The organism is Marinobacter fonticola (assembly GCF_008122265.1).
Lineage (GTDB): Bacteria > Pseudomonadota > Gammaproteobacteria > Pseudomonadales > Oleiphilaceae > Marinobacter_A > Marinobacter_A fonticola.
Window position 1 is genome coordinate 3,254,242 of the sequence record NZ_CP043042.1, and the last position, 17,482, is coordinate 3,271,723.

At 56.6% G+C, this 17,482-nt stretch carries 16 protein-coding genes; 6 read left to right on the forward strand and 10 right to left on the reverse strand.

What is annotated here, in order from left to right; genetic code table 11:
• Positions 1 to 99 precede the first annotated feature (99 nt).
• From FXO11_RS14520 to FXO11_RS14535, 4 genes are all read right to left on the reverse strand, one after another.
• On the reverse strand, positions 100 to 1,452 hold the full coding sequence (locus FXO11_RS14520) for a nicotinate phosphoribosyltransferase (protein WP_148863645.1): 1,353 nt from the start codon (positions 1,450 to 1,452) through the stop codon (positions 100 to 102).
• 47 nt (positions 1,453 to 1,499) lie between these two features.
• Entirely contained in the window at positions 1,500 to 2,054 is a 555-nt protein-coding gene (locus tag FXO11_RS14525) for an isochorismatase family protein (protein ID WP_148863646.1), read from the reverse strand.
• Positions 2,055 to 2,210: 156 nt separating this feature from the next.
• Complete coding sequence (locus FXO11_RS14530) at positions 2,211 to 4,364, reverse strand: TonB-dependent siderophore receptor (RefSeq protein WP_148863647.1); 2,154 nt, start codon at positions 4,362 to 4,364, stop codon at positions 2,211 to 2,213.
• 147 nt (positions 4,365 to 4,511) lie between these two features.
• Positions 4,512 to 5,447: an AraC family transcriptional regulator gene (locus FXO11_RS14535; RefSeq protein WP_148863648.1), complete on the reverse strand. Its 936-nt coding sequence runs from the start codon at positions 5,445 to 5,447 to the stop codon at positions 4,512 to 4,514.
• Between the two features lie 185 nt (positions 5,448 to 5,632).
• On the opposite strand from FXO11_RS14535, the gene FXO11_RS14540 reads away from it, so the two are divergent.
• A complete protein-coding gene (locus FXO11_RS14540; RefSeq protein ID WP_148863649.1) occupies positions 5,633 to 6,631 on the forward strand; it encodes a nucleoside recognition domain-containing protein in 999 nt (332 codons plus the stop codon).
• A gap of 24 nt (positions 6,632 to 6,655) precedes the next feature.
• Here the strand turns inward: FXO11_RS14540 and FXO11_RS14545 are convergent, their stop codons facing one another.
• Positions 6,656 to 7,450: an SDR family NAD(P)-dependent oxidoreductase gene (locus FXO11_RS14545; RefSeq protein WP_148863650.1), complete on the reverse strand. Its 795-nt coding sequence runs from the start codon at positions 7,448 to 7,450 to the stop codon at positions 6,656 to 6,658.
• A gap of 389 nt (positions 7,451 to 7,839) precedes the next feature.
• Here FXO11_RS14545 and FXO11_RS14550 point away from each other — a divergent pair, with 389 nt between their 5' ends.
• On the forward strand, positions 7,840 to 8,601 hold the full coding sequence (locus FXO11_RS14550) for a substrate-binding periplasmic protein (RefSeq protein ID WP_227545916.1): 762 nt from the start codon (positions 7,840 to 7,842) through the stop codon (positions 8,599 to 8,601).
• A gap of 158 nt (positions 8,602 to 8,759) precedes the next feature.
• On the opposite strand, the gene FXO11_RS14555 is transcribed toward FXO11_RS14550, so the two are convergent.
• Positions 8,760 to 9,533: a sulfite exporter TauE/SafE family protein gene (locus FXO11_RS14555; RefSeq protein WP_148863652.1), complete on the reverse strand. Its 774-nt coding sequence runs from the start codon at positions 9,531 to 9,533 to the stop codon at positions 8,760 to 8,762.
• Positions 9,534 to 10,397: 864 nt separating this feature from the next.
• Between FXO11_RS14555 and FXO11_RS14560 the strand changes: the two genes are divergently transcribed.
• Together FXO11_RS14560 and FXO11_RS14565 are read left to right on the forward strand one after the other, a co-directional pair.
• Positions 10,398 to 11,498, forward strand: a complete 1,101-nt coding sequence (locus tag FXO11_RS14560) for a Glu/Leu/Phe/Val family dehydrogenase (protein ID WP_148863653.1) — start codon at positions 10,398 to 10,400, stop codon at positions 11,496 to 11,498.
• Positions 11,499 to 11,663: 165 nt separating this feature from the next.
• Complete coding sequence (locus tag FXO11_RS14565) at positions 11,664 to 13,070, forward strand: sodium-dependent transporter (RefSeq protein WP_148863654.1); 1,407 nt, start codon at positions 11,664 to 11,666, stop codon at positions 13,068 to 13,070.
• Between the two features lie 82 nt (positions 13,071 to 13,152).
• Here FXO11_RS14565 and FXO11_RS14570 read toward each other — a convergent pair whose 3' ends face one another.
• The 3 genes from FXO11_RS14570 to FXO11_RS14580 all read right to left on the reverse strand — a co-directional run bounded on the left by FXO11_RS14570 (position 13,153) and on the right by FXO11_RS14580 (position 15,902).
• Positions 13,153 to 14,025 (reverse strand): alpha/beta hydrolase, encoded by an 873-nt coding sequence (locus FXO11_RS14570; protein WP_148863655.1) that lies wholly within the window; start codon positions 14,023 to 14,025, stop codon positions 13,153 to 13,155.
• Between the two features lie 85 nt (positions 14,026 to 14,110).
• Positions 14,111 to 14,587, reverse strand: a complete 477-nt coding sequence (locus tag FXO11_RS14575; protein ID WP_227545917.1) for an MgtC/SapB family protein — start codon at positions 14,585 to 14,587, stop codon at positions 14,111 to 14,113.
• Between the two features lie 67 nt (positions 14,588 to 14,654).
• A complete protein-coding gene (locus FXO11_RS14580) occupies positions 14,655 to 15,902 on the reverse strand; it encodes an AI-2E family transporter (protein WP_148863656.1) in 1,248 nt (415 codons plus the stop codon).
• A gap of 301 nt (positions 15,903 to 16,203) precedes the next feature.
• Here FXO11_RS14580 and FXO11_RS14585 point away from each other — a divergent pair, with 301 nt between their 5' ends.
• Both FXO11_RS14585 and FXO11_RS14590 read left to right on the forward strand, forming a co-directional pair.
• On the forward strand, positions 16,204 to 16,749 hold the full coding sequence (locus tag FXO11_RS14585) for a type 1 glutamine amidotransferase domain-containing protein (protein WP_148863657.1): 546 nt from the start codon (positions 16,204 to 16,206) through the stop codon (positions 16,747 to 16,749).
• Positions 16,750 to 16,915: 166 nt separating this feature from the next.
• A complete protein-coding gene (locus tag FXO11_RS14590; protein WP_148863658.1) occupies positions 16,916 to 17,146 on the forward strand; it encodes a hypothetical protein in 231 nt (76 codons plus the stop codon).
• Positions 17,147 to 17,200: 54 nt separating this feature from the next.
• Here FXO11_RS14590 and FXO11_RS14595 read toward each other — a convergent pair whose 3' ends face one another.
• Complete coding sequence (locus tag FXO11_RS14595; protein WP_148863659.1) at positions 17,201 to 17,482, reverse strand: cytochrome C oxidase subunit IV family protein; 282 nt, start codon at positions 17,480 to 17,482, stop codon at positions 17,201 to 17,203.

Below are 17,482 nucleotides of genomic sequence, written 5' to 3' on the forward strand. Positions count from 1 at the left end.
TGATTCTTTCCTCAGATGGATTGCCGATAACTAAATCTGTTTTAGGAGATCGTAGAATAAGCCGGGCCGAATCTGGCTTGGCTTTAAGCTGTAAGAGCTTTAAGGGCGCTGGGACGGGGCGCCAAGAGACTCCAGCGTGCGGTTCTGCAGCTTCTGCAGCCGGTCACTGATGGTGATCGGGTACGGCTCCGCAGGCTCCAACTGACGCAACCTGTCCGGCAACCGGGCGACCGCTTCCCGGGACGTACGCGTCGCCTCGTCCAACGGTGCTATGGCGCCTTCGACCACCCGGCCGGCCCAAAGGGTCGGTACCAACAACGGTGTGCCTTCCATCGTCTCATCGCGGTGCGCAATGACATCGCCCATAATGTTGCCGTTCTCATCCTGCTGACGAAAGACCTGCTTGCGGCCTGGAAAGGACTGTTTACCCGGTGAGTTCTTCATGCGTGGCTTGCCGGCATATTCGGTGAGTTTGTAGGCCAACTCCAGCGCCGGAGCGTCGTTGGACGCCCCCACCGCAGTCCCCACGCCGAAGCCGTCCAGGGGGGCGCCGTCATCTTGCAGGCGGGCTATCTTGTATTCGTCGAGACCGCTGCTAGCCATGATACTGATATGCTTATAGCCCGCCTCGTCGAGCAGTTTCCGGCAGCTAAAGGCCAGCGCCGACAAATCGCCGGAGTCCAGACGGATACCGCCGATGTCCACATCCGGGTTTTCCGTCATCCACCGAATGATGTCCTTAACGGCCTTTTCGGTGTCGTAAGTATCCACCAGCAATGTCGTGCCAGGATACAGGCGAGCGTAGGTGCGGAAAGCGGACATTTCGTCGTCGCACGCCTGCACAAAGCTGTGCGCCATGGTCCCTCTCGGTGGCAAACCATGGTCCAAACCCGCAAGCACGTTGCTGGTGCCACTCAGCCCGGCAATCCGGAATGCGCGCACGCCACGATAAGCCGCATCAAGACCGTGCATACGGCGCATGCCGAAATCCACTACGGGCTTGTCGCCAGCCGCGATCACGAGCCTCGACGCCTTGGACGCGAGCAAGGATTCCAAATGCACATAGTTCATCACCAGGCTTTCCAGCATCTGCGCTTCGGCTATCGGAGCCTCCACTTCCAGAAGCGGCTCCTGCGGGAAAACCGGTGTACCTTCGGGTAACGCTTGAATGGACCCACTGAAACGGAAACGGCGAAGCCAGTCGAGGAAATCAGGCTCAAACCGGTTCAGCTCACGTAACCGGTCGATGTGTTCTTGGGAGAAGCGGAACGATTCTATAATTCGAGCGACATGCTGTTGTCCGCAGGCCAGCACAAAATTTCTATGTTTCGGCATTTTGCGGAAGAAAAGACTGAACGTAGCGGTCTCCTCCATGCCTTCAGACCAGTACGCCTGAGCCATCGTTAATTCGTACAGGTCGATCATCATCGACAGGTCTTTTTCCTCGACCATTCACCCTCCTTAGAACATTGCGATAATTACCAGAAACATGTGGAGCCTTAACCGATAATCCGCGCCCCGGCGGAACTCAATTCATCCAGCACTTTGGGGGCCTTGTCATCCTCCACCGCACGGGAGCCTTCTGCCAGGAGATCCACCTTGAATCCGGCGTCCAAAGCATCTTTGACCGTTGCTTGTACACAGACATCGAGCGCCAGGCCAGCGATTTTGAGGCGTGACACGCCACGGCGCACGAGAAAGCGGTCCAGCTGAGTCCCATCGAATGCGGAGTAGGCATCTTGCTCGAACGCGGTTCCTTTGCTCACGCGAATGGCATCGGCGGGCAATTCCATTTTTGGATTGAATGACGCCCCATGACTATCCTGGACGCAATGGACCGGCCACGGTCCCCCACGGTGTTCGAAGCTGCAGTGATCCACGGGGTGCCAGTCGCGCGAAGCAACGATAGGCCAATCGTTCTCGCGGGCCTCGCTAATGGCAGCATTGACCACCGGAAAAATCTCCTCGCTGTCTGGAACGGCGAGGCTACCGCCCGTACAGAAATCGTTCTGGATATCCACTAGCAAGAGCGCGGTCTGGGTTTGATCGGCCATCGTGAACACCTTACCCGGTAAGGGTTTGATAAGTTCGCTTCTTTAATAGCCTTGGGTCTTGCCTGAAAAAATGCAAGTGCCGCCTATTGGCGGCAGGGGGAAAGGTAAGGCAGGTGATCGCCAGACAGTCCTTATCCGGCGCCACAAAATGCGTGCTTAGAAGGTGTATGCCAAGCTGGCTTCCACCGTGCGCTCAGCGCCAAACCAGCAATTCAATCCGTCGTAACAGGAGTAGTAGCGCTCATCGGTGGCGTTATTAACCGATACCCCTATCGAAGCTCCCCTCAGGGTGCTGCTTACGTACCCAAGATCGTACCCTAAGGCCAGATCGAGCAGGGTCGCATCGGGAACCTGATCGGTATTCGATGCGTCCAGTTCAGCCTCACCGATGTAGCGCACGCCCATGCCTGCATTAAGCCCGGCAAGCACACCGTCAAAGAAGCTGTAATCAGCCCAGGCAGAGGCCATATGCTCGGGCACCCAGACCGGAGTTGTGCCTTCAACAACACCCACAGATCCAGCGTTAGCTTCAGAGTTACCCTCCGTCACCTCCGCATCCGTGTAGGTATAGGCCATGCTGAGACGCAAATTTTCGATGGGCTGAGTCTGAGCTTCAAACTCGATACCACGAGACCGCACTTCTCCTGCCTGCAGCGTGTCGTATGCGGTCCCGCCTGGATCCCTGACCTCTACGTTCTCCTTCGTAATGTGGAAAGCTGCAAGAGACATTGTCGTTATACCGCTTGGCGCAGCGTACTTGATACCTGTTTCCCATTGCTTGCCAGTGGACGGATCAAATTCGTTGCCAAATCGATCGGTTCCCGATTCCGGCTGAAAACTCTCGGAATAGCTTACGAAAGGCGAGATTCCATTGCTAAATTCGTAAAGCATCCCCGCGCGTGAAGACAGGTTATCTTCTTCCAGCTCGCGGTCGATCTGCGCGCCGTACTCGATGCCTTTTTCAGTACCCCGGTAGTGATCGAACCGCGTTCCTGCAATGAAAACCCATTGATTCCAGCGAATTTGATCTTGCAGGTACAATCCCAACTGTTCCTTTTTCAAATCAAAGTCGCTTGTATAGCCGGAGGCTGCAAAGTCGAGTGCGGCAGGGTTGATTTGGTAATAATTCGGTGCGAAAAGATCGATGGTTGGTGCTTCAGCATCCTCGTACTGGATATTGGAATCCAAGTAGAGGTAATCGACGCCGATTAGAACATTGTGTTCAAACTCTCCAGCCTGGATAAGGCCCGACAACTGGTTATCGACGGTAACGCCCTGGGTTTCCTCGTCTGTCAGGTAAGCACGGCGCCCCAAAGTCCGCCTATCCGTACCCAAAGCGGTGCTATAGGTATTCTCCTGATAGGCAGACGCATCCGTATACCGGAAATTATGCAGGAAGGTCCAGCGGTCAGTGAAACGGTGGTTGATCTTGTACCCCAGCATAGTCACTTCACGAGTATACTGGTCCCAGTTAGCATCTCCGGAAAAGCTATCGACTGGCAACTTCCCATTGGGGTTGTATTGGAATAGCCCCGCTGCCGGCAGGGTGTTGTAGACGCCGAGATCGGGATCCTTTTGGTAATACAGATTGAAGTTCACCAGCGTGTCCTCGCTGACCCGCCAGTCAACTTGGGGCGCAAGCATGATGCGCTCTTCCTCGGAGGTTTTCGCCTGACCATCCTTGGAGCGCGCGAGCCCAACCACACTGTACGAAAGATCGGTATCGCCGAGCTGCCCAGTACTTTCGAAGCTGCCTTCCTTCAAATCGTGGCTGCCGGTTGCAACTTCGACACGGTTGTAATTCTCTGCATCCGGCTTTTTGCTGATGAGGTTGACCATACCGCCGGGTGCCATCGATCCATATAGGGTCGACGTTGGTCCTTTGAAAACTTCAATCTGCTCGACAGCCATCAGGTCAATCTGAGGCTGAAGGTTCCAATCGTTGTAGAGCAGCACGAGGCCATCGTAGTAATTCTGATAATTTATAAAACTGCGGATGTTAAAAAGGTCCATACGCGTAACCGCACCGCCCCGCAACTCGGTGTTGACGCCAGACGCGTATCGCAACGCCGATGCAACAGAATCCGAATCGCGCATTTCCAGAGCTTCACGATCCAACACAGACATACTTTGTGGGGTCTCTCCCGGCTCTAAAGCCGTCTTGGTTGCCGTGTTCCTGTAGGTCTCGCTATAAACAGTAAGGGCATCCAGCTCGACGGCATCGCCTTCCTGTGCCTGCGCATGTGGCGCAAATGACAGGGCCACAGCTACGGACAACAGTGTCCGCGGGAATGAAGATGGGGTGGTCATGAAAAGTTCCTGTTACTTCTGGGTGGGCCAAGGAGTCTAGTGAATAATAATCATTCTTATTATAAGACGCCGGCCTCACTGGAACTTAACCATTTGGTGCATTCGGACAATTCTACTTTCAGGAAGCAAGAACGCCGAAAATAAACGTTACGCTATACCTAAGGAGACGCAGTCCACCGTCATCTGGCGAGTGGGATCGGGCTCGACGGGCACCCAATACTCCATGCGCGCATGAGCATCGGACGATTTGAATCCAGGCGGATAAACTTCAAGGTCGTAGCCGAAGCGACCGCGATAGCCCGATGCAGGCAGCCAGTGGTGGATAAACCAGTCGAGTGTTTTTTCAAGAGCGGCTAATGGCCCCTGAAATGGAATGATGGCATACGTCTGAGCAGGAACGGTAAGTCGTCGAAAGCCGGATTCGATGCGGTCGCCTTCCCCCTCATGGCCCGCCCAGTAAGGGAAACTACATCCGTTATCGGTAGACTCCGTGACACCCAGAACGCCTATGGACGGCCCATGGAAATTTGCCCCCACGCGTTGATGGAAAGCGTGCCAGAGTCGGGGAACACGGAAGGCAAAATCCGGTGACTCGGAATACAAGCCTCGAATCTGGTCACAAAGACCGACTACGCTGAACGTAGGCCGGAACTCGAGGCGGATCTGCAGCATTCTATGATCGAGTTCAGAAGGCGGAGAGGGAACGTTGCCGGTTGAAATCGGCGTGCGTAGGCCAACAAGCTGCCCACGCTGACGGTAGCTGCCCGGCGAGCAGCCAAACATTTGGCGAAAACTACGGCTGAAACTTATTTCCGAACAGAAACCGCAAGCCAGCGCAATATCCAGGTGACGGCTGTGGGTATTGAGTAAGGCGTTCGCAGCACGGCTCAGCCTTAATTCGCGGACATATTGGGCGACCGATAAACCCGTGTGCGCGTTGAACACCCGTTGAAATTGCCAACGCGACCAGCCAGCAAGATCGGCTAGAGAATCGACGGACAATGACGTATCCAAATTGTCGTGAATATATCGAAGGACGGTTTCGATACGAAGTTTGGGGTCGGTAGCAGAAGAAGAAATCATGGAGACACTCAAAATGACACCTTATTCAGGATTCACTTTATCGCAAATAATTATCATTTGAAATAAGAATGAGGTGGCGACCTTCTTACACAACAAACCTGGAGCAAGCAGGTGTTTCTCACCTGTCCCCGCCAGGCAAAACACCTTAGACTGCCCGCTCGATTCGCCAGCGAGCGCCCCTATCTATGTCCGCCAAAACGTCCGCCAAAACGTCCGCCAAAACGTCCTCCAGATTTTATCGGCAGATCACCGGCATCCTCCGCGAAACCAAGGCAGTCTACCTGACACTGCTGAAGATCCTGGTGCCGGCCCTGATCATCGTCAAGATTCTGGAAACCCTCGGCTTCACGGAGTGGCTGGCGACGGTGCTGGCGCCGCTGATGTCGTTGCTGGGACTGCCAGCGGAGTTGAGCATCGTCTGGGCGGCCACCCTGCTGACCAACATCTACACCGGCATGGCGATTTTCTACAATCTGCCGGGCGACCATATGCTGACGGTGGCCCAGGTCACCGTATTGGGCACGCTCATGGTGCTGGCGCATGGATTGCCGGTGGAAGGCGCCGTAGCGCGCAAGGCTGGGGTGCCCTGGTGGCTGACATTACTGCTTCGCGTGGGTGGGGCGATGATTCTCGGCGGTCTGCTTAATCTTATTTACCAGTCGACGGGTTGGCTGCAGGAGGCCAATCAACTGGTGTGGAAGCCGGGCAACATAGAGACCGGCCTCGGTGCCTGGGCAGTGGCACAAGTGCAAACCCTGGCCACCATCTTCGTGGTGATACTGGCGCTGATCAGCCTGTTGCGCCTGTTGCGGGCGATAGGCATTGAACGGTTGCTGCATGCCCTGCTCTATCCGCTGCTGCGCTTGCTGGGGATCGGCAAGGACGCAGCCAATACCACGATTATCGGTATTACCCTGGGGTTGAGTTTCGGCGGCGGGTTGTTGATCCGGGACGCCCAGTCCGGCCGGCTCAGCGCCCGTGATGCATTCCTGACCCTGGCCTTCCTCGGTCTCTGCCACAGCCTGATCGAAGATACCTTGCTGGTGATGCTATTGGGTGCTGATCTTTCGGGCATCCTCTGGGCCCGTGTCCTGTTTGCCTTCCTGGTGATTGGCATTCTGGCACGTCTACCCATTTCGGATCGGCCGCAGCCGGACAGCTCCGAAGAGCGTCCGGCTACTTAGCCGCCTCCAGCATGGGGGACGATATCAAGCGATAGAGTCCACCACGCCACCGTCGACGCGCAGGGCGGCGCCGGTGGTCGCCGAGGCCTGTTCCGAGCAGGCGTAGACGATCATGTTCGCCACTTCTTCGACTGTAGCGGGCCGCTGCAGGATCGAGGACGGCCGATGGGCCTTCACGAAATCTCGTCCGGCCTCTTCGAGGGATACGCCCCGCTCCTTAACATCGTCTTGCAGCATGCCAGCGACGCCCTCGCTGAGGGTCGGCCCCGGCAACACGGCATTTACGGTAACGCCGGTGGCTGACATGATCTTCGCCAGCCCGCGAGAAATGCCCAGCACGGCCGTCTTACTGAATCCGTAATGAAGCATCTCCGGTGGCATGTTGAGCCCGGACTCCGACGACAGGAAGACCACTCGCCCCCAGCCGCGCTCCTTCATGGCCGGCAGATAACTGCGCGCCAGCCGCACACCGGACATGACGTTGACGTCGAACATCTGCTGCCACTCGTCGTCGCTGATCTCGAAGAAGTCCTTGGGCCCGAAGATGCCGACATTGTTCACCAGGATGTCGCAGTCGGGCACTTCCTCGCGGATGGCGTTGCAGCCCTCGTGGGAGCCGGCATTTGCAGCCACGCCTTTTACCTCGGCGCTGGGCACTGCGTCCCGGATTGCGGCTACCGCTTTATCGACAGCCTCCTGCGTGCGGCCGTTCACCACCACGGCTGCGCCAGCTTCCGCCAGCCCCTTCGCCGCGGCATATCCAATACCCTTGGTCGATCCGGTCACTAGCGCTGTCTTGCCGTTCAGACTGATTTGCATGACCTATCTCCTTTGCTTGGACGATTCCTTGTGGATTGGGTGTTGAAAGGACTTACTCATACACTCTTTCAGTCCTGTATTGGCTTTCGGTCCTGTATTGGCTTTCGGTCCTGTATTGGCTTTCCGTGCTGTATTGGAAAGGTACATCCTATGTATTGAAAAAATACTACTGAGGCAGACTAACATTTGGAACCGAGTTATTCAGAGGCACTCTAATACTCATTGAGATGTTAAAACCCGTTTTCGACCGTTTAAAACAATGATCCTTAATGAGGCCTCCCGTCATCTCTTCTGCTACGCACCCACTCAAACACTTCGTTGAAACCGTCCGTGGACGGCCCCGAACCACTGGCGATACCTCGAGGCGCTGCTATTCTTTTTATATGGTAATGACCTTTTCACGTCGTTCACTGAGCGTGCTGAAAATACCCGCCTTGGCCTTGTTCGCCCTGTTGGCGGTCGGTCAGACTTTTGCGGATGCCAAGCCTGCACTTAGGGTGGGTTTGGAGCCCTTGCCGCCGCTGATCAATGAAAACAGAACCGGATACAGCATCGAGTGGCTGCAAGCCGTCGCCGAGGAAGCCGGCATGGCGCTGCATATTCGCATCATGCCTTACAGTCGGGCCAAGGTTGCGCTGATAACCGGGCAAGTCGACTTGATCGGTCATACTCCACGGGGTTTGGAAACCGGCGGATTTTATGATGATGCGGTGGAGCTGAACCACCGGGTGCCGACTAAAATGGACGCGTTTGCCCTAACGCCTGCCGAGCTGGACTTCGAAGAGGGCTGGATGGAGCTTGTCGGCACGCCCTTCGGCAATTCGGCCTTTATCGCCGACCTGACGGGCGTCACTCGCGACCGGTTTGTGGAAGCGTCACTGACACGCATCGTGAACATGTTGGTGGCCGGCCGTGTCCATGCGGTGGTTTTCGAGCGCATGTCGGTCGTTACCCAGTTACACCACCAAGCCTCCAAACCGGTTTACTACCGATTGGTCAAGGAGATAGACGCGGGTTTCGCCGTGCGCAAAGACAATGATGCCTTGCTAAAGCGCCTAAACGCAGCCGCACAACGCATCGATGCGGAAAAAATCTACGCGCCCTATGAGAACGTGCTGGATTGGCCGGACAGGGGGACGATCGAGCCCTAGTACGTCTCAACACCCCTAGTACTTCACCCCTGGTGGCTAGTACTTCACCCCTGGTGGCTAGTACTTCACCCTTGGGATAGTACCTTACCCCTGGGATAGTACGTCCCCCCCTGGAATCTATTAACACGCCTCGTACCTACCCATGCCGGGTACACCTATCACGACAGCCCTTTCCACAGCCCCATGCAACTGATGAGCAAAAGGACGCCACCCAGCAACCGGAAAAACACCGGCGTTTCCGATTTGAGCATGTGGTCATGGAATTTCAGGCCAATCACATGACCGATTGCCGCACAGGGCAACAGCCACAGGTGATGGATCAGTTGCAGATCCACGCCAACGGCAATAAACGCCGCCAGCTTGATGGTCACCAAGATGAACCAAAGGGCAAAGAGTGTATCCCGCAGCTTTTCCTTAGGCAGCTGCTGGGCAACGACCGCAATAATTAGCGGCGCGCCGATCAGCGATGTGCCGCTGATATAACCTCCCAGCATCAGGAAAACCGTATCCACCACCTTGCTGTTGCTGCGGAAAGGCCGGTTGAAGATATACGACAGCGAATAGACCGATACGATGCCAAAGATGATCACGCTCATGATCTGGGCCGGCAACGTGATCAAACCGAAAACGCCGATCAGCTTAGGCACAATCATGATGCCCAGAATGCGCCAGAGATAGGGCCACTCCACGGTACCGCCTTCCGGTTTGGTATCGGCTTTGCTTTTGCGGTTGTTCATGACGATGGTGAGCGACGAAAACACCAGCAAATGCACCGCAATGAGCGGCAGGTAGACCAGCGGATCGTTGTGGACCAGCAGCAAAAACGGCAGAGACAGTACGGCCCCGCCAAACCCCAGCCCGGAACGAACGAAACCACTCCAAACGAAAATCAAACCTATCAGAACATATTGGACGAGCGACAAGTCAGCCATGACACCCCGAAATCGGAACAGGTAGCGGAAAATCAAAGAATTGGGAAGACGACGAGTGTAATCGCCTCGCAAACAGATTGGTACTCGACTGAGGTGTGGGGAACCCTTGACCCTACCCTGTTCCGCGCGCTGCCGCCTGAGACGTCGGTCAAAAAAATCCAAAAGTCTCGGGCGCCATGCCTTTTGTGTATTTTTATAGGCAAGTCAGCGAAATCCGGGGAATAAATGACGTTATGAACTAATTCCGAGACATCGATCCGAGGCCTACCAGCCTGCTGAGGCCGTATTAACCATTGACGGCGCGTGCCGAACACTCTAGGTTAATCCCTGTTCAACGCCCCACAAGGCAGCGATTGAACCCTGAAATCAAATCACCGGCCATAAGCCGGTTTACAAAAACAAGATGACCACCGATGCCGAGATCCGGCCACGTGGATAGGATTTCAAAAATGAGCAAGCAAATCGCATCCCCAATGGGACTGTGCCTGTCGCTGGCCGGTTCTTTGCCCCCATGTACTGCCCGATCTTCCCGCCGATCGAACGTCGCATCGCCAACGCAATTACCTGACATATCGCAACAGTTCCGTCTGGGACGCGTGCTGGCTATTATTCCCAGCCGTTAAACGCATCCGGTTACAGACGCACTGTGCGTAGCACGATCAGCTTTGCCGCTGGGCGTGTTCTCATATGCTAAGCATCCATCGCGAACACCCTCTATCGCGAACACAACGGACTGAACTCACGCCGGTTCAGCCGTACTAAACTGTAACTGAGCCAGGCGGTAATCCCGCTTCCGGCTCGAAAACTGCTGCCGCCTGTCAGCCTCACAAGGGTACGGACGGCCCGGACGTAAGGTGTAACGCCATGAACGTATTCAGCCATCCCGAGTTCGACAACCACGAGCATCTGTCCTTTTTCTGCGATCCGGAAACCGGACTCAAAGCCATCGTCGCCATTCACAACACCTCGCGCGGCCCAGCCCTGGGCGGCTGCCGCATGTTCCCCTACGCGACCGACGAGGAAGCGCTGCGCGATGTACTCCGTCTTTCCCGCGGCATGACCTACAAGTCCGCCCTGGCCAACTTGAACCTGGGCGGCGGCAAGTCAGTCATCATCGGCGATCCACGCAAGCACAAGACCGAAGCGTTGATGGAAACCATGGGGCGCTTCCTGGAGCAATTGAGTGGCCAATACATCGCCGCCGAGGATTCCGGCACCAGCGTCACGGATCTGAAGGTGATGGGCCGCCATACCGCGCATGTGGCGGGTGTTAAGGAGCATCTCGGCTTCAATGGTCTCCCCAGCAATGGCGACCCGTCGCCGGCAACCGCCTACGGCACTTACATTGGCCTGTGCATGGCGGTCAAACACGGCCTCGGCCGGTCCGACCTCGAGGGTCTGACGGTCGCAGTACAGGGTATCGGCAACGTAGGCTATCGCTTGGCCCGCCACCTGAAGGACGCGGGCGCCAAACTTTGGGTCTATGACATTCACAAGGACCAGATGGATCGCGCTGTCGAGGAACTGGGCGCCACGCCGGTGTCGGCAGAGGAGATCCTATCCTTGCCGGTCGACGTAGTCGCGCCCTGTGCCCTTGGCGCCGTGCTGAACGACAGCTCAATTCCGAAACTGCAAGCCAAGGTCGTGGCCGGCGCCGCCAACAACCAGCTTGAACGCCCCGAACACGATGCGGCGCTGCAAAAGCGCGGCATCCTGTATGCGCCGGATTTCGTTATCAATGCCGGTGGCATCATCGATGTCTTCCACGAACGCACGGATCACGACCACAACATGGTCCGCGCCCACGTGGAATCCATTGGCGCCACTTTGGACGAAATCTTCACGCGCGCTGGTCGCGAGGGTCTCCCAACGGGTACCATCGCCGACCATTTGGCGGAGGAACGCTTCCGCCATATCCCCGCTCAACATCAGAACACCGCCAGAAAGATGGCAAAGGTGGGCTGAAATATTGAGTTAGCCGTTGATGAGGCCGGGGCTGTTTCCCGGCCTTGGTCCCCTGGGAATCCCTGACATGACCCTGTCGCCACGACGTTCAAGCGTCTTCCGCGCAGGAAAATTGTAACCGGGGGTTCACCTACAACAACAAAGCTTTCGCAGGAGACTATAGTTATGTCATCTTCTTCTTCCGCCACTGCAGGGGGCGTCATGGAAGGTTCTACCGAAAAACGCGGCCTCTGGTCGTCACGACTCGCCTTTATCCTCGCGGCCACCGGCTCTGCCGTCGGCCTGGGTAACATCTGGAAGTTTCCCTACATCACCGGTGAAAACGGTGGTGGCGCTTTCGTTATGGTGTACCTGGTGTGCATTGCCGCCATCGGTATTCCAATCATGATGGCTGAGGTGATGATCGGCCGGCGCGGCGGACGCAGCCCCATCACCAGTATGAAATTAATTGCCCAAAACGACGGCTTATCCAAAATCTGGCCGATTGTCGGTGCGGTCGGCGTCCTCGCCGCGTTCCTGATCCTCTCCTTCTACTCGGTGATCGGCGGCTGGGCGGTATCTTATGTAGGTACCGCGGCGACCGGCCAATTGGCGGGCCAGTCCGAGGAAGCCATTGGCGCGATTTTCTCCGGCCTGCTGGCTGATCCCGGCACGCTGCTGCTTTGGCACACGGTGTTCATGGCGCTGGTGATGCTTGTTGTGGCGCGCGGCGTTAAATCCGGCTTGGAACGCGCGGTGAAGTTCCTGATGCCGGCGTTGTTCGTCCTGCTGCTCATCGTGGTGGGCTACGCAATGACCACCGGTGCCTTCGGTCAAGCGGTCAGCTTCCTGTTCGCGCCCAACTTTTCCAGCCTGAGTACCGCCGGCGTCCTGGTCGCCCTGGGCCACGCCTTCTTTACCCTGAGTCTCGGTATGGCGGTGATGATGGCTTACGGCTCCTACCTACCGAAGAACGTCTCCATCGCCAAGACGGCGGTGACGGTTTCCATCATCGATACGGTGGTCGCCCTGACCGCAGGCTTAGCCATCTTCCCCATCGTTTTCGCCAACGGCCTTGAGCCCGGCGCCGGCCCGGGCCTGATCTTCCAGACCCTGCCATTGGCGTTCGGTCAGATGCCCCTGGGCAGCTTGTTCGGCACGCTGTTCTTCGTCCTGCTGATCTTCGCCGCATGGACCTCTGGCATTTCCCTGCTCGAGCCGCTGGTCGAGTGGCTGGAAGAGCAGAAAGGCATGAACCGCACCGTCAGCACCCTGGGTGCCGGTATCGCCTGCTGGGCGTTGGGTATCGCGTCGATCCTGTCGCTGAATGTCTGGTCCGATGTCACGCCATTGGGTATGTTCGCCATGTTCGAGGGTAAGACGATCTTCGACCTGCTCGATTTCGTCACCGCCAACATCCTACTGCCGCTGGGTGGTTTGCTGGTTGCGATCTGCGCGGGCTGGTTCATGTCTCGCCAGGCACTGGAAACGGAGCTGGCGACATCACCGGGCGTGTTCAAGCTGTGGTACAACACCTTGCGCTACTTCACGCCGGTTGCCGTGGCTATTGTGTTCATCTATAACCTGCTTTGATCGGTTATTAACACAAGGAAGGCGCGGTCGAAAGATCGCGCCTTTTTTGTTGGTGTCTGCCTTTGCGGTACACATGTCTTCATCAGGCGACAGTAATCGCCGGCTCGACGCTGTTTGCTGCCCGCAGATAGCTCCACAGGCGGCTGGTTGAGGCGTCCTTTGCGAGGAACTTCCCGGCCCGAAAATTTTCCAGGTAATGGGCATTCAACAAGTGCCCGCTGGCCCGGTAGGTAAAGCGCTTGCCGGAGAACTTGTCCAGGTTGGCCGCCACGCCGATACGCGCCACATAATCGCCGGTATGGTAGAAATGCTCAGCGTATACCTGCGGCAAATCCAGCTCCGTCGCGGCGCTGGCGAAAGAATAGACTTCCAGCTTATTGAACAGCAACGCGCGGGAACCGGTAAGCCGGTTGCGCAACTGATAGAGCGCTGCGGTACTGATGATGCCGCCCTGGGAATGCACGATGAGCACCACCTTGCTGTAGCGTTTCAACGCGTCTTCCAGGATATCCGCCACGCTGGTATCCAGCGTCGACACCAGCTGCATGGTGCGTCCGATAATGCACTCGAAGATATCCAGCGCAAAACCGTCGGACGGGTTATGCATCAGGTACACCTTGCGCCCGAACAGGTCCGCGAGGGCCTTGCCGTTAAGCCGAAGCACGTTGCGGTCCGTGCAGATGCCATTGAGAAAAAACCAGCCCTGGTCGTCGTCGAACTGCACACGGTCTTCTTCCGGCACCTCGTACGGCAAATGCGGCACCTGCCGGAATGGCGAGAATACCGGGAAGGCCAGCGAACGCGCCGCATGCACGAAATGAAGGATGGACTCGTAGTTACCGGGCGCGAACTCGGACCAGCGCGCCGAAGTGTCGACCGGTGTTAGCACGAATGGCAGAGAAGGTAGATTGCGAATGCCTGTGGCGAGGCGTTTGAGCTTCTCGGTCAGAACCATAATCAAGCATCCCGCGAAGAAGTGGAGAACGGTTTGGAATAGCGGAGGCGACTTACCACCCACTTAGTAGTGCGCTAGTAGTGCACTAGGGCGCCTCCGGGCCGCGGTCGGACCCCCCTTTCATGACGCCGCGCTCGAACCAACCCAGCGCCACCATGATGATAAAGGCCATGGCTGTCAGCATGCCCGCCAGTACAAGGTTACCGATGCCGCAGGCTACGCCGATGGCACCGGCGGTCCAGATCGATGCCCCGGTGGTGATCCCCTGGATATTGCCGCGGCTCTGGATGATGCTGCCTGCGCCCAAAAAGCCGATGCCGTTGATCACTCCCTCAACGATCCTAGTGGGATCGATCCGGGCCGAAGGATCGCCCTCGGCGGTGGAGAACATGATATCCATGCCGACCATGATGAAAGCTGCCGCCCCCAGCGCAACCAGCATGTGGGAACGTAAACCCGCCGGCTTGCCACGAAGCTCTCGCTCAAGACCGAGAATCAAGGCCAGACCGGCGGCGGCGGAGAGACGAATCAACATATCGAGCCACGGAATTTCCGTATCCACGCCTTCCTCCTCATCGACGACGAACCAGACAACCCGGTAAACGGCCTTGTCAGACCTCTGGCAGAGGCTATTTCCCCAACAGCTCTCCCACCGCACGAAGATTCGTAATGTGGTCGCAAAGCGACTTGACGATCATCAGCAAAGGCATGGCGATCACCAGCCCCACCGGTCCCCAGAGCCAGCCCCAGAACAATAGGCCGACGAAGATCGCCACAGGATTCAAGCTCGACATCTGGCTGGTTAGCCAGGGCGTTAATAAATAGCCTTGAATACTGGTGATCCCCAGCGATATGCCGCCTACGAGAATGGCCATGTCCAGCGCACCGAACTGAATGAACGCGGCGGCGCCGGAACCGATAAGCACCAGGAAGGGACCAAGATAGGGAATGGCACTGGCTACGCCCGCCAATACGCCCCACAAAGCGGCCTGCTCCACGTCCATAATGACGAAAGCGAGCCACGTCAGAATACCGACGAAGATGCCGCTCAAGAGCATCACGAACAGGAAGCGCCTCACCTGGAGATGGAAGTCGTTCATGATCCATACGGCTTTGCGCATGCGACCGAAAGAAGGCCCGGAAATTCTGACCACTTTCCGCTTGTACAACGACCCCACCGACAACAGGAAGAACACCAGTAGCAGTACAGAAAAACACTGAGTTATCAGCACAATCGCAGCCGATGACCCCTGCATCATGTATTGTTTGATATCCAGGGGCTTGTCGACGATCATGACGGGCGTCACGCCTATCGGCGTATCGTTGTTATCGTCGTCTTCAGCAGCGGTCGCCTCGATTTTCTTTGCCGCTTTCTGGGCCTTTTCAACCATACTTTCTTCGGTGGCACCCCCATTGGAGGTCCGCTGGAACCGATCCATGGCCACCGGCACCTTGTCCAGCATGGCCGCTGCCTCTTCCTTAAGCGGCACGCTAGACAAGCCGAGGATACCGACCAGCAAGCTTAGGATAAGCGCCGCGCTCAGTACCCTGGGCAAGTGCAAACGCTCCAGTAAAGACACCAGCGGATCCAACGCGTAGCTGAGAAGCACACTGACCACCAGTGGCAACAACACGGCTTGAGCCCATTCGATAAAGTAGAGCGTTGCGACCGTGGTCAGGAGCACCAGGGCCGTACTGCGTATGTTGATCGACTTGATCAGAACCTTGGTTTCCGGATCCTCGCCTGCAGTCTTTTCCGATGGTGTACCGGACGGCGGTGGGGGTTCGGCCTCTTGCCCGGCGCCATCCTCTGCCGTTTCGTCTTCACTCAGCGAATCGTCGGCATCCGATTTCTTCTTGTCGTCGTTCGTGTCCATTCAGTTACCTTGAAAAAACTTCAGTTGAATTCCGTTGAGACCTCAGACCTTTCAATAGTTACCTACCAGCCAATAGTTACCTACCAGCCAATAGGTATCCACCAGTAGGCACGCAGTAGGTACGCGCAGTACGTACGCGGTCTATACACACAGTAAAGCCTATGGTTGGCTTATAAACATTTCGATTCATTCATTCTTCTCATCGCCCGGTTTTAATCGGCTAATGTCAACCTCAGGTTAGTAACAGGCGTCGATCTACTGCGTCCCACATTACTTAAAATCGTCAAGGAGACATTAACCCATGAGTGAACCACTGAATGGAAAGAAAATCGCCTTTCTGGCAACCGATGGCGTCGAACAGATCGAGCTGACCCGTCCCTGGAAGGACTTGCAAGGTGCAGGTGCAACCCTGGAGTTGGTGTCGCTGGAGGCCGGAGAGATTCAAGGTTTCCATAAGCTCGACAAGGCGCATACGTTTCCCGTGGACAAGACCGTAGCCGACACCGATGCCGCCGACTACGACGCGCTGGTACTGCCCGGCGGCGTAGCCAACCCGGATCTATTGCGCATGGACGAGAATGCCGTCTCGTTCGTCAAGAAGTTCCTCAACGAGCATAAGCCGGTGGCCGCCATATGCCATGGCCCCTGGACACTGATTGAGGCAGATGGGCTTAAGGGCAAAACGCTCACCTCCTTCCCCAGCTTGAAGACGGATATACGCAATGCCGGCGGCACCTGGGTCGACGAGGAAGTACACGTTTCCGATGGCCTGATTACCAGCCGCAACCCGGATGACCTGGATGCGTTCTCCGCCAAGATCATCGAGGTGATGTCGCCAGCGGGCTAACCTATAGATGAGGCCGCGCTACAGCTTATGCGCTTTCGTCGAGCTGTAGCATGGCGGCCTTGAACCTCACACGCCAGCATCCATAATCTTTACTAAAGGATAAGGGCATAAGGACAACGCAAGGTAACGCCACCGGACCATCTGGTGGCGAAGCAAGGAGGTTAGTATGGATGACCCTAAAACTGTCGTTAAGAACGAGCCTCGCAAGAGCCTGATTATTCTGTTTGCCGCTGCAATCTTCACGATCATCATCGGCGTGATCGTCCTGTTTGCACCCGGTTCGGGAGAGACCGACATGGCAGAAAATGTCGGCTGGATCATGATAGCGATTGGCGTCGCCTGCCTGGGACTTTACGTTTACGGTCGGAAGGAACGGCCTAAGGCGCCGCCTAAATAGCAGCGAGCCGTTCGTGAGCTGGTCGCACCGCCTCCGTGCGGGTGCGATCGGCACTCATCGAGTCAGGTAATCCGCCATCGTCATCAGAATCAAAAAGCCCAGCCATAGGAATCCTCCGAGAGCATATAGCCGGATCAGCGCTTCGGCCGACCTGAGGCGCATGAAAAACGTCATCACCAGTGCGGCCATCAGGGCTGCGCACGTTAGGCTGATAACGAGCTGGAGCACACCGGATGTCATCGAAGCGCCCAGCACGCTGACGCCGAGCAGTATGAGAAGGCCGATCCAGGTGAGCAGCATCGGGCGGTAGTTCATGTAGTTCATCTTGGAGGGCAT

Excerpts from the sequence above, each read along its gene's own strand:
- FXO11_RS14520 (WP_148863645.1), bottom strand. The coding sequence starts at position 1,452 with ATGGTCGAGGAAAAAGACCTGTCGATGATGATCGACCTGTACGAATTA.
- FXO11_RS14525 (WP_148863646.1), bottom strand. The coding sequence starts at position 2,054 with ATGGCCGATCAAACCCAGACCGCGCTCTTGCTAGTGGATATCCAGAAC.
- FXO11_RS14530 (WP_148863647.1), bottom strand. The coding sequence starts at position 4,364 with ATGACCACCCCATCTTCATTCCCGCGGACACTGTTGTCCGTAGCTGTG.
- FXO11_RS14535 (WP_148863648.1), bottom strand. The coding sequence starts at position 5,447 with ATGATTTCTTCTTCTGCTACCGACCCCAAACTTCGTATCGAAACCGTC.
- FXO11_RS14540 (WP_148863649.1), top strand. The coding sequence starts at position 5,633 with ATGTCCGCCAAAACGTCCGCCAAAACGTCCGCCAAAACGTCCTCCAGA.
- FXO11_RS14545 (WP_148863650.1), bottom strand. The coding sequence starts at position 7,450 with ATGCAAATCAGTCTGAACGGCAAGACAGCGCTAGTGACCGGATCGACC.
- FXO11_RS14550 (WP_227545916.1), top strand. The coding sequence starts at position 7,840 with ATGACCTTTTCACGTCGTTCACTGAGCGTGCTGAAAATACCCGCCTTG.
- FXO11_RS14555 (WP_148863652.1), bottom strand. The coding sequence starts at position 9,533 with ATGGCTGACTTGTCGCTCGTCCAATATGTTCTGATAGGTTTGATTTTC.
- FXO11_RS14560 (WP_148863653.1), top strand. The coding sequence starts at position 10,398 with ATGAACGTATTCAGCCATCCCGAGTTCGACAACCACGAGCATCTGTCC.
- FXO11_RS14565 (WP_148863654.1), top strand. The coding sequence starts at position 11,664 with ATGTCATCTTCTTCTTCCGCCACTGCAGGGGGCGTCATGGAAGGTTCT.
- FXO11_RS14570 (WP_148863655.1), bottom strand. The coding sequence starts at position 14,025 with ATGGTTCTGACCGAGAAGCTCAAACGCCTCGCCACAGGCATTCGCAAT.
- FXO11_RS14580 (WP_148863656.1), bottom strand. The coding sequence starts at position 15,902 with ATGGACACGAACGACGACAAGAAGAAATCGGATGCCGACGATTCGCTG.
- FXO11_RS14585 (WP_148863657.1), top strand. The coding sequence starts at position 16,204 with ATGAGTGAACCACTGAATGGAAAGAAAATCGCCTTTCTGGCAACCGAT.
- FXO11_RS14590 (WP_148863658.1), top strand. The coding sequence starts at position 16,916 with ATGGATGACCCTAAAACTGTCGTTAAGAACGAGCCTCGCAAGAGCCTG.
- FXO11_RS14595 (WP_148863659.1), bottom strand. The coding sequence starts at position 17,482 with ATGCCCTCCAAGATGAACTACATGAACTACCGCCCGATGCTGCTCACC.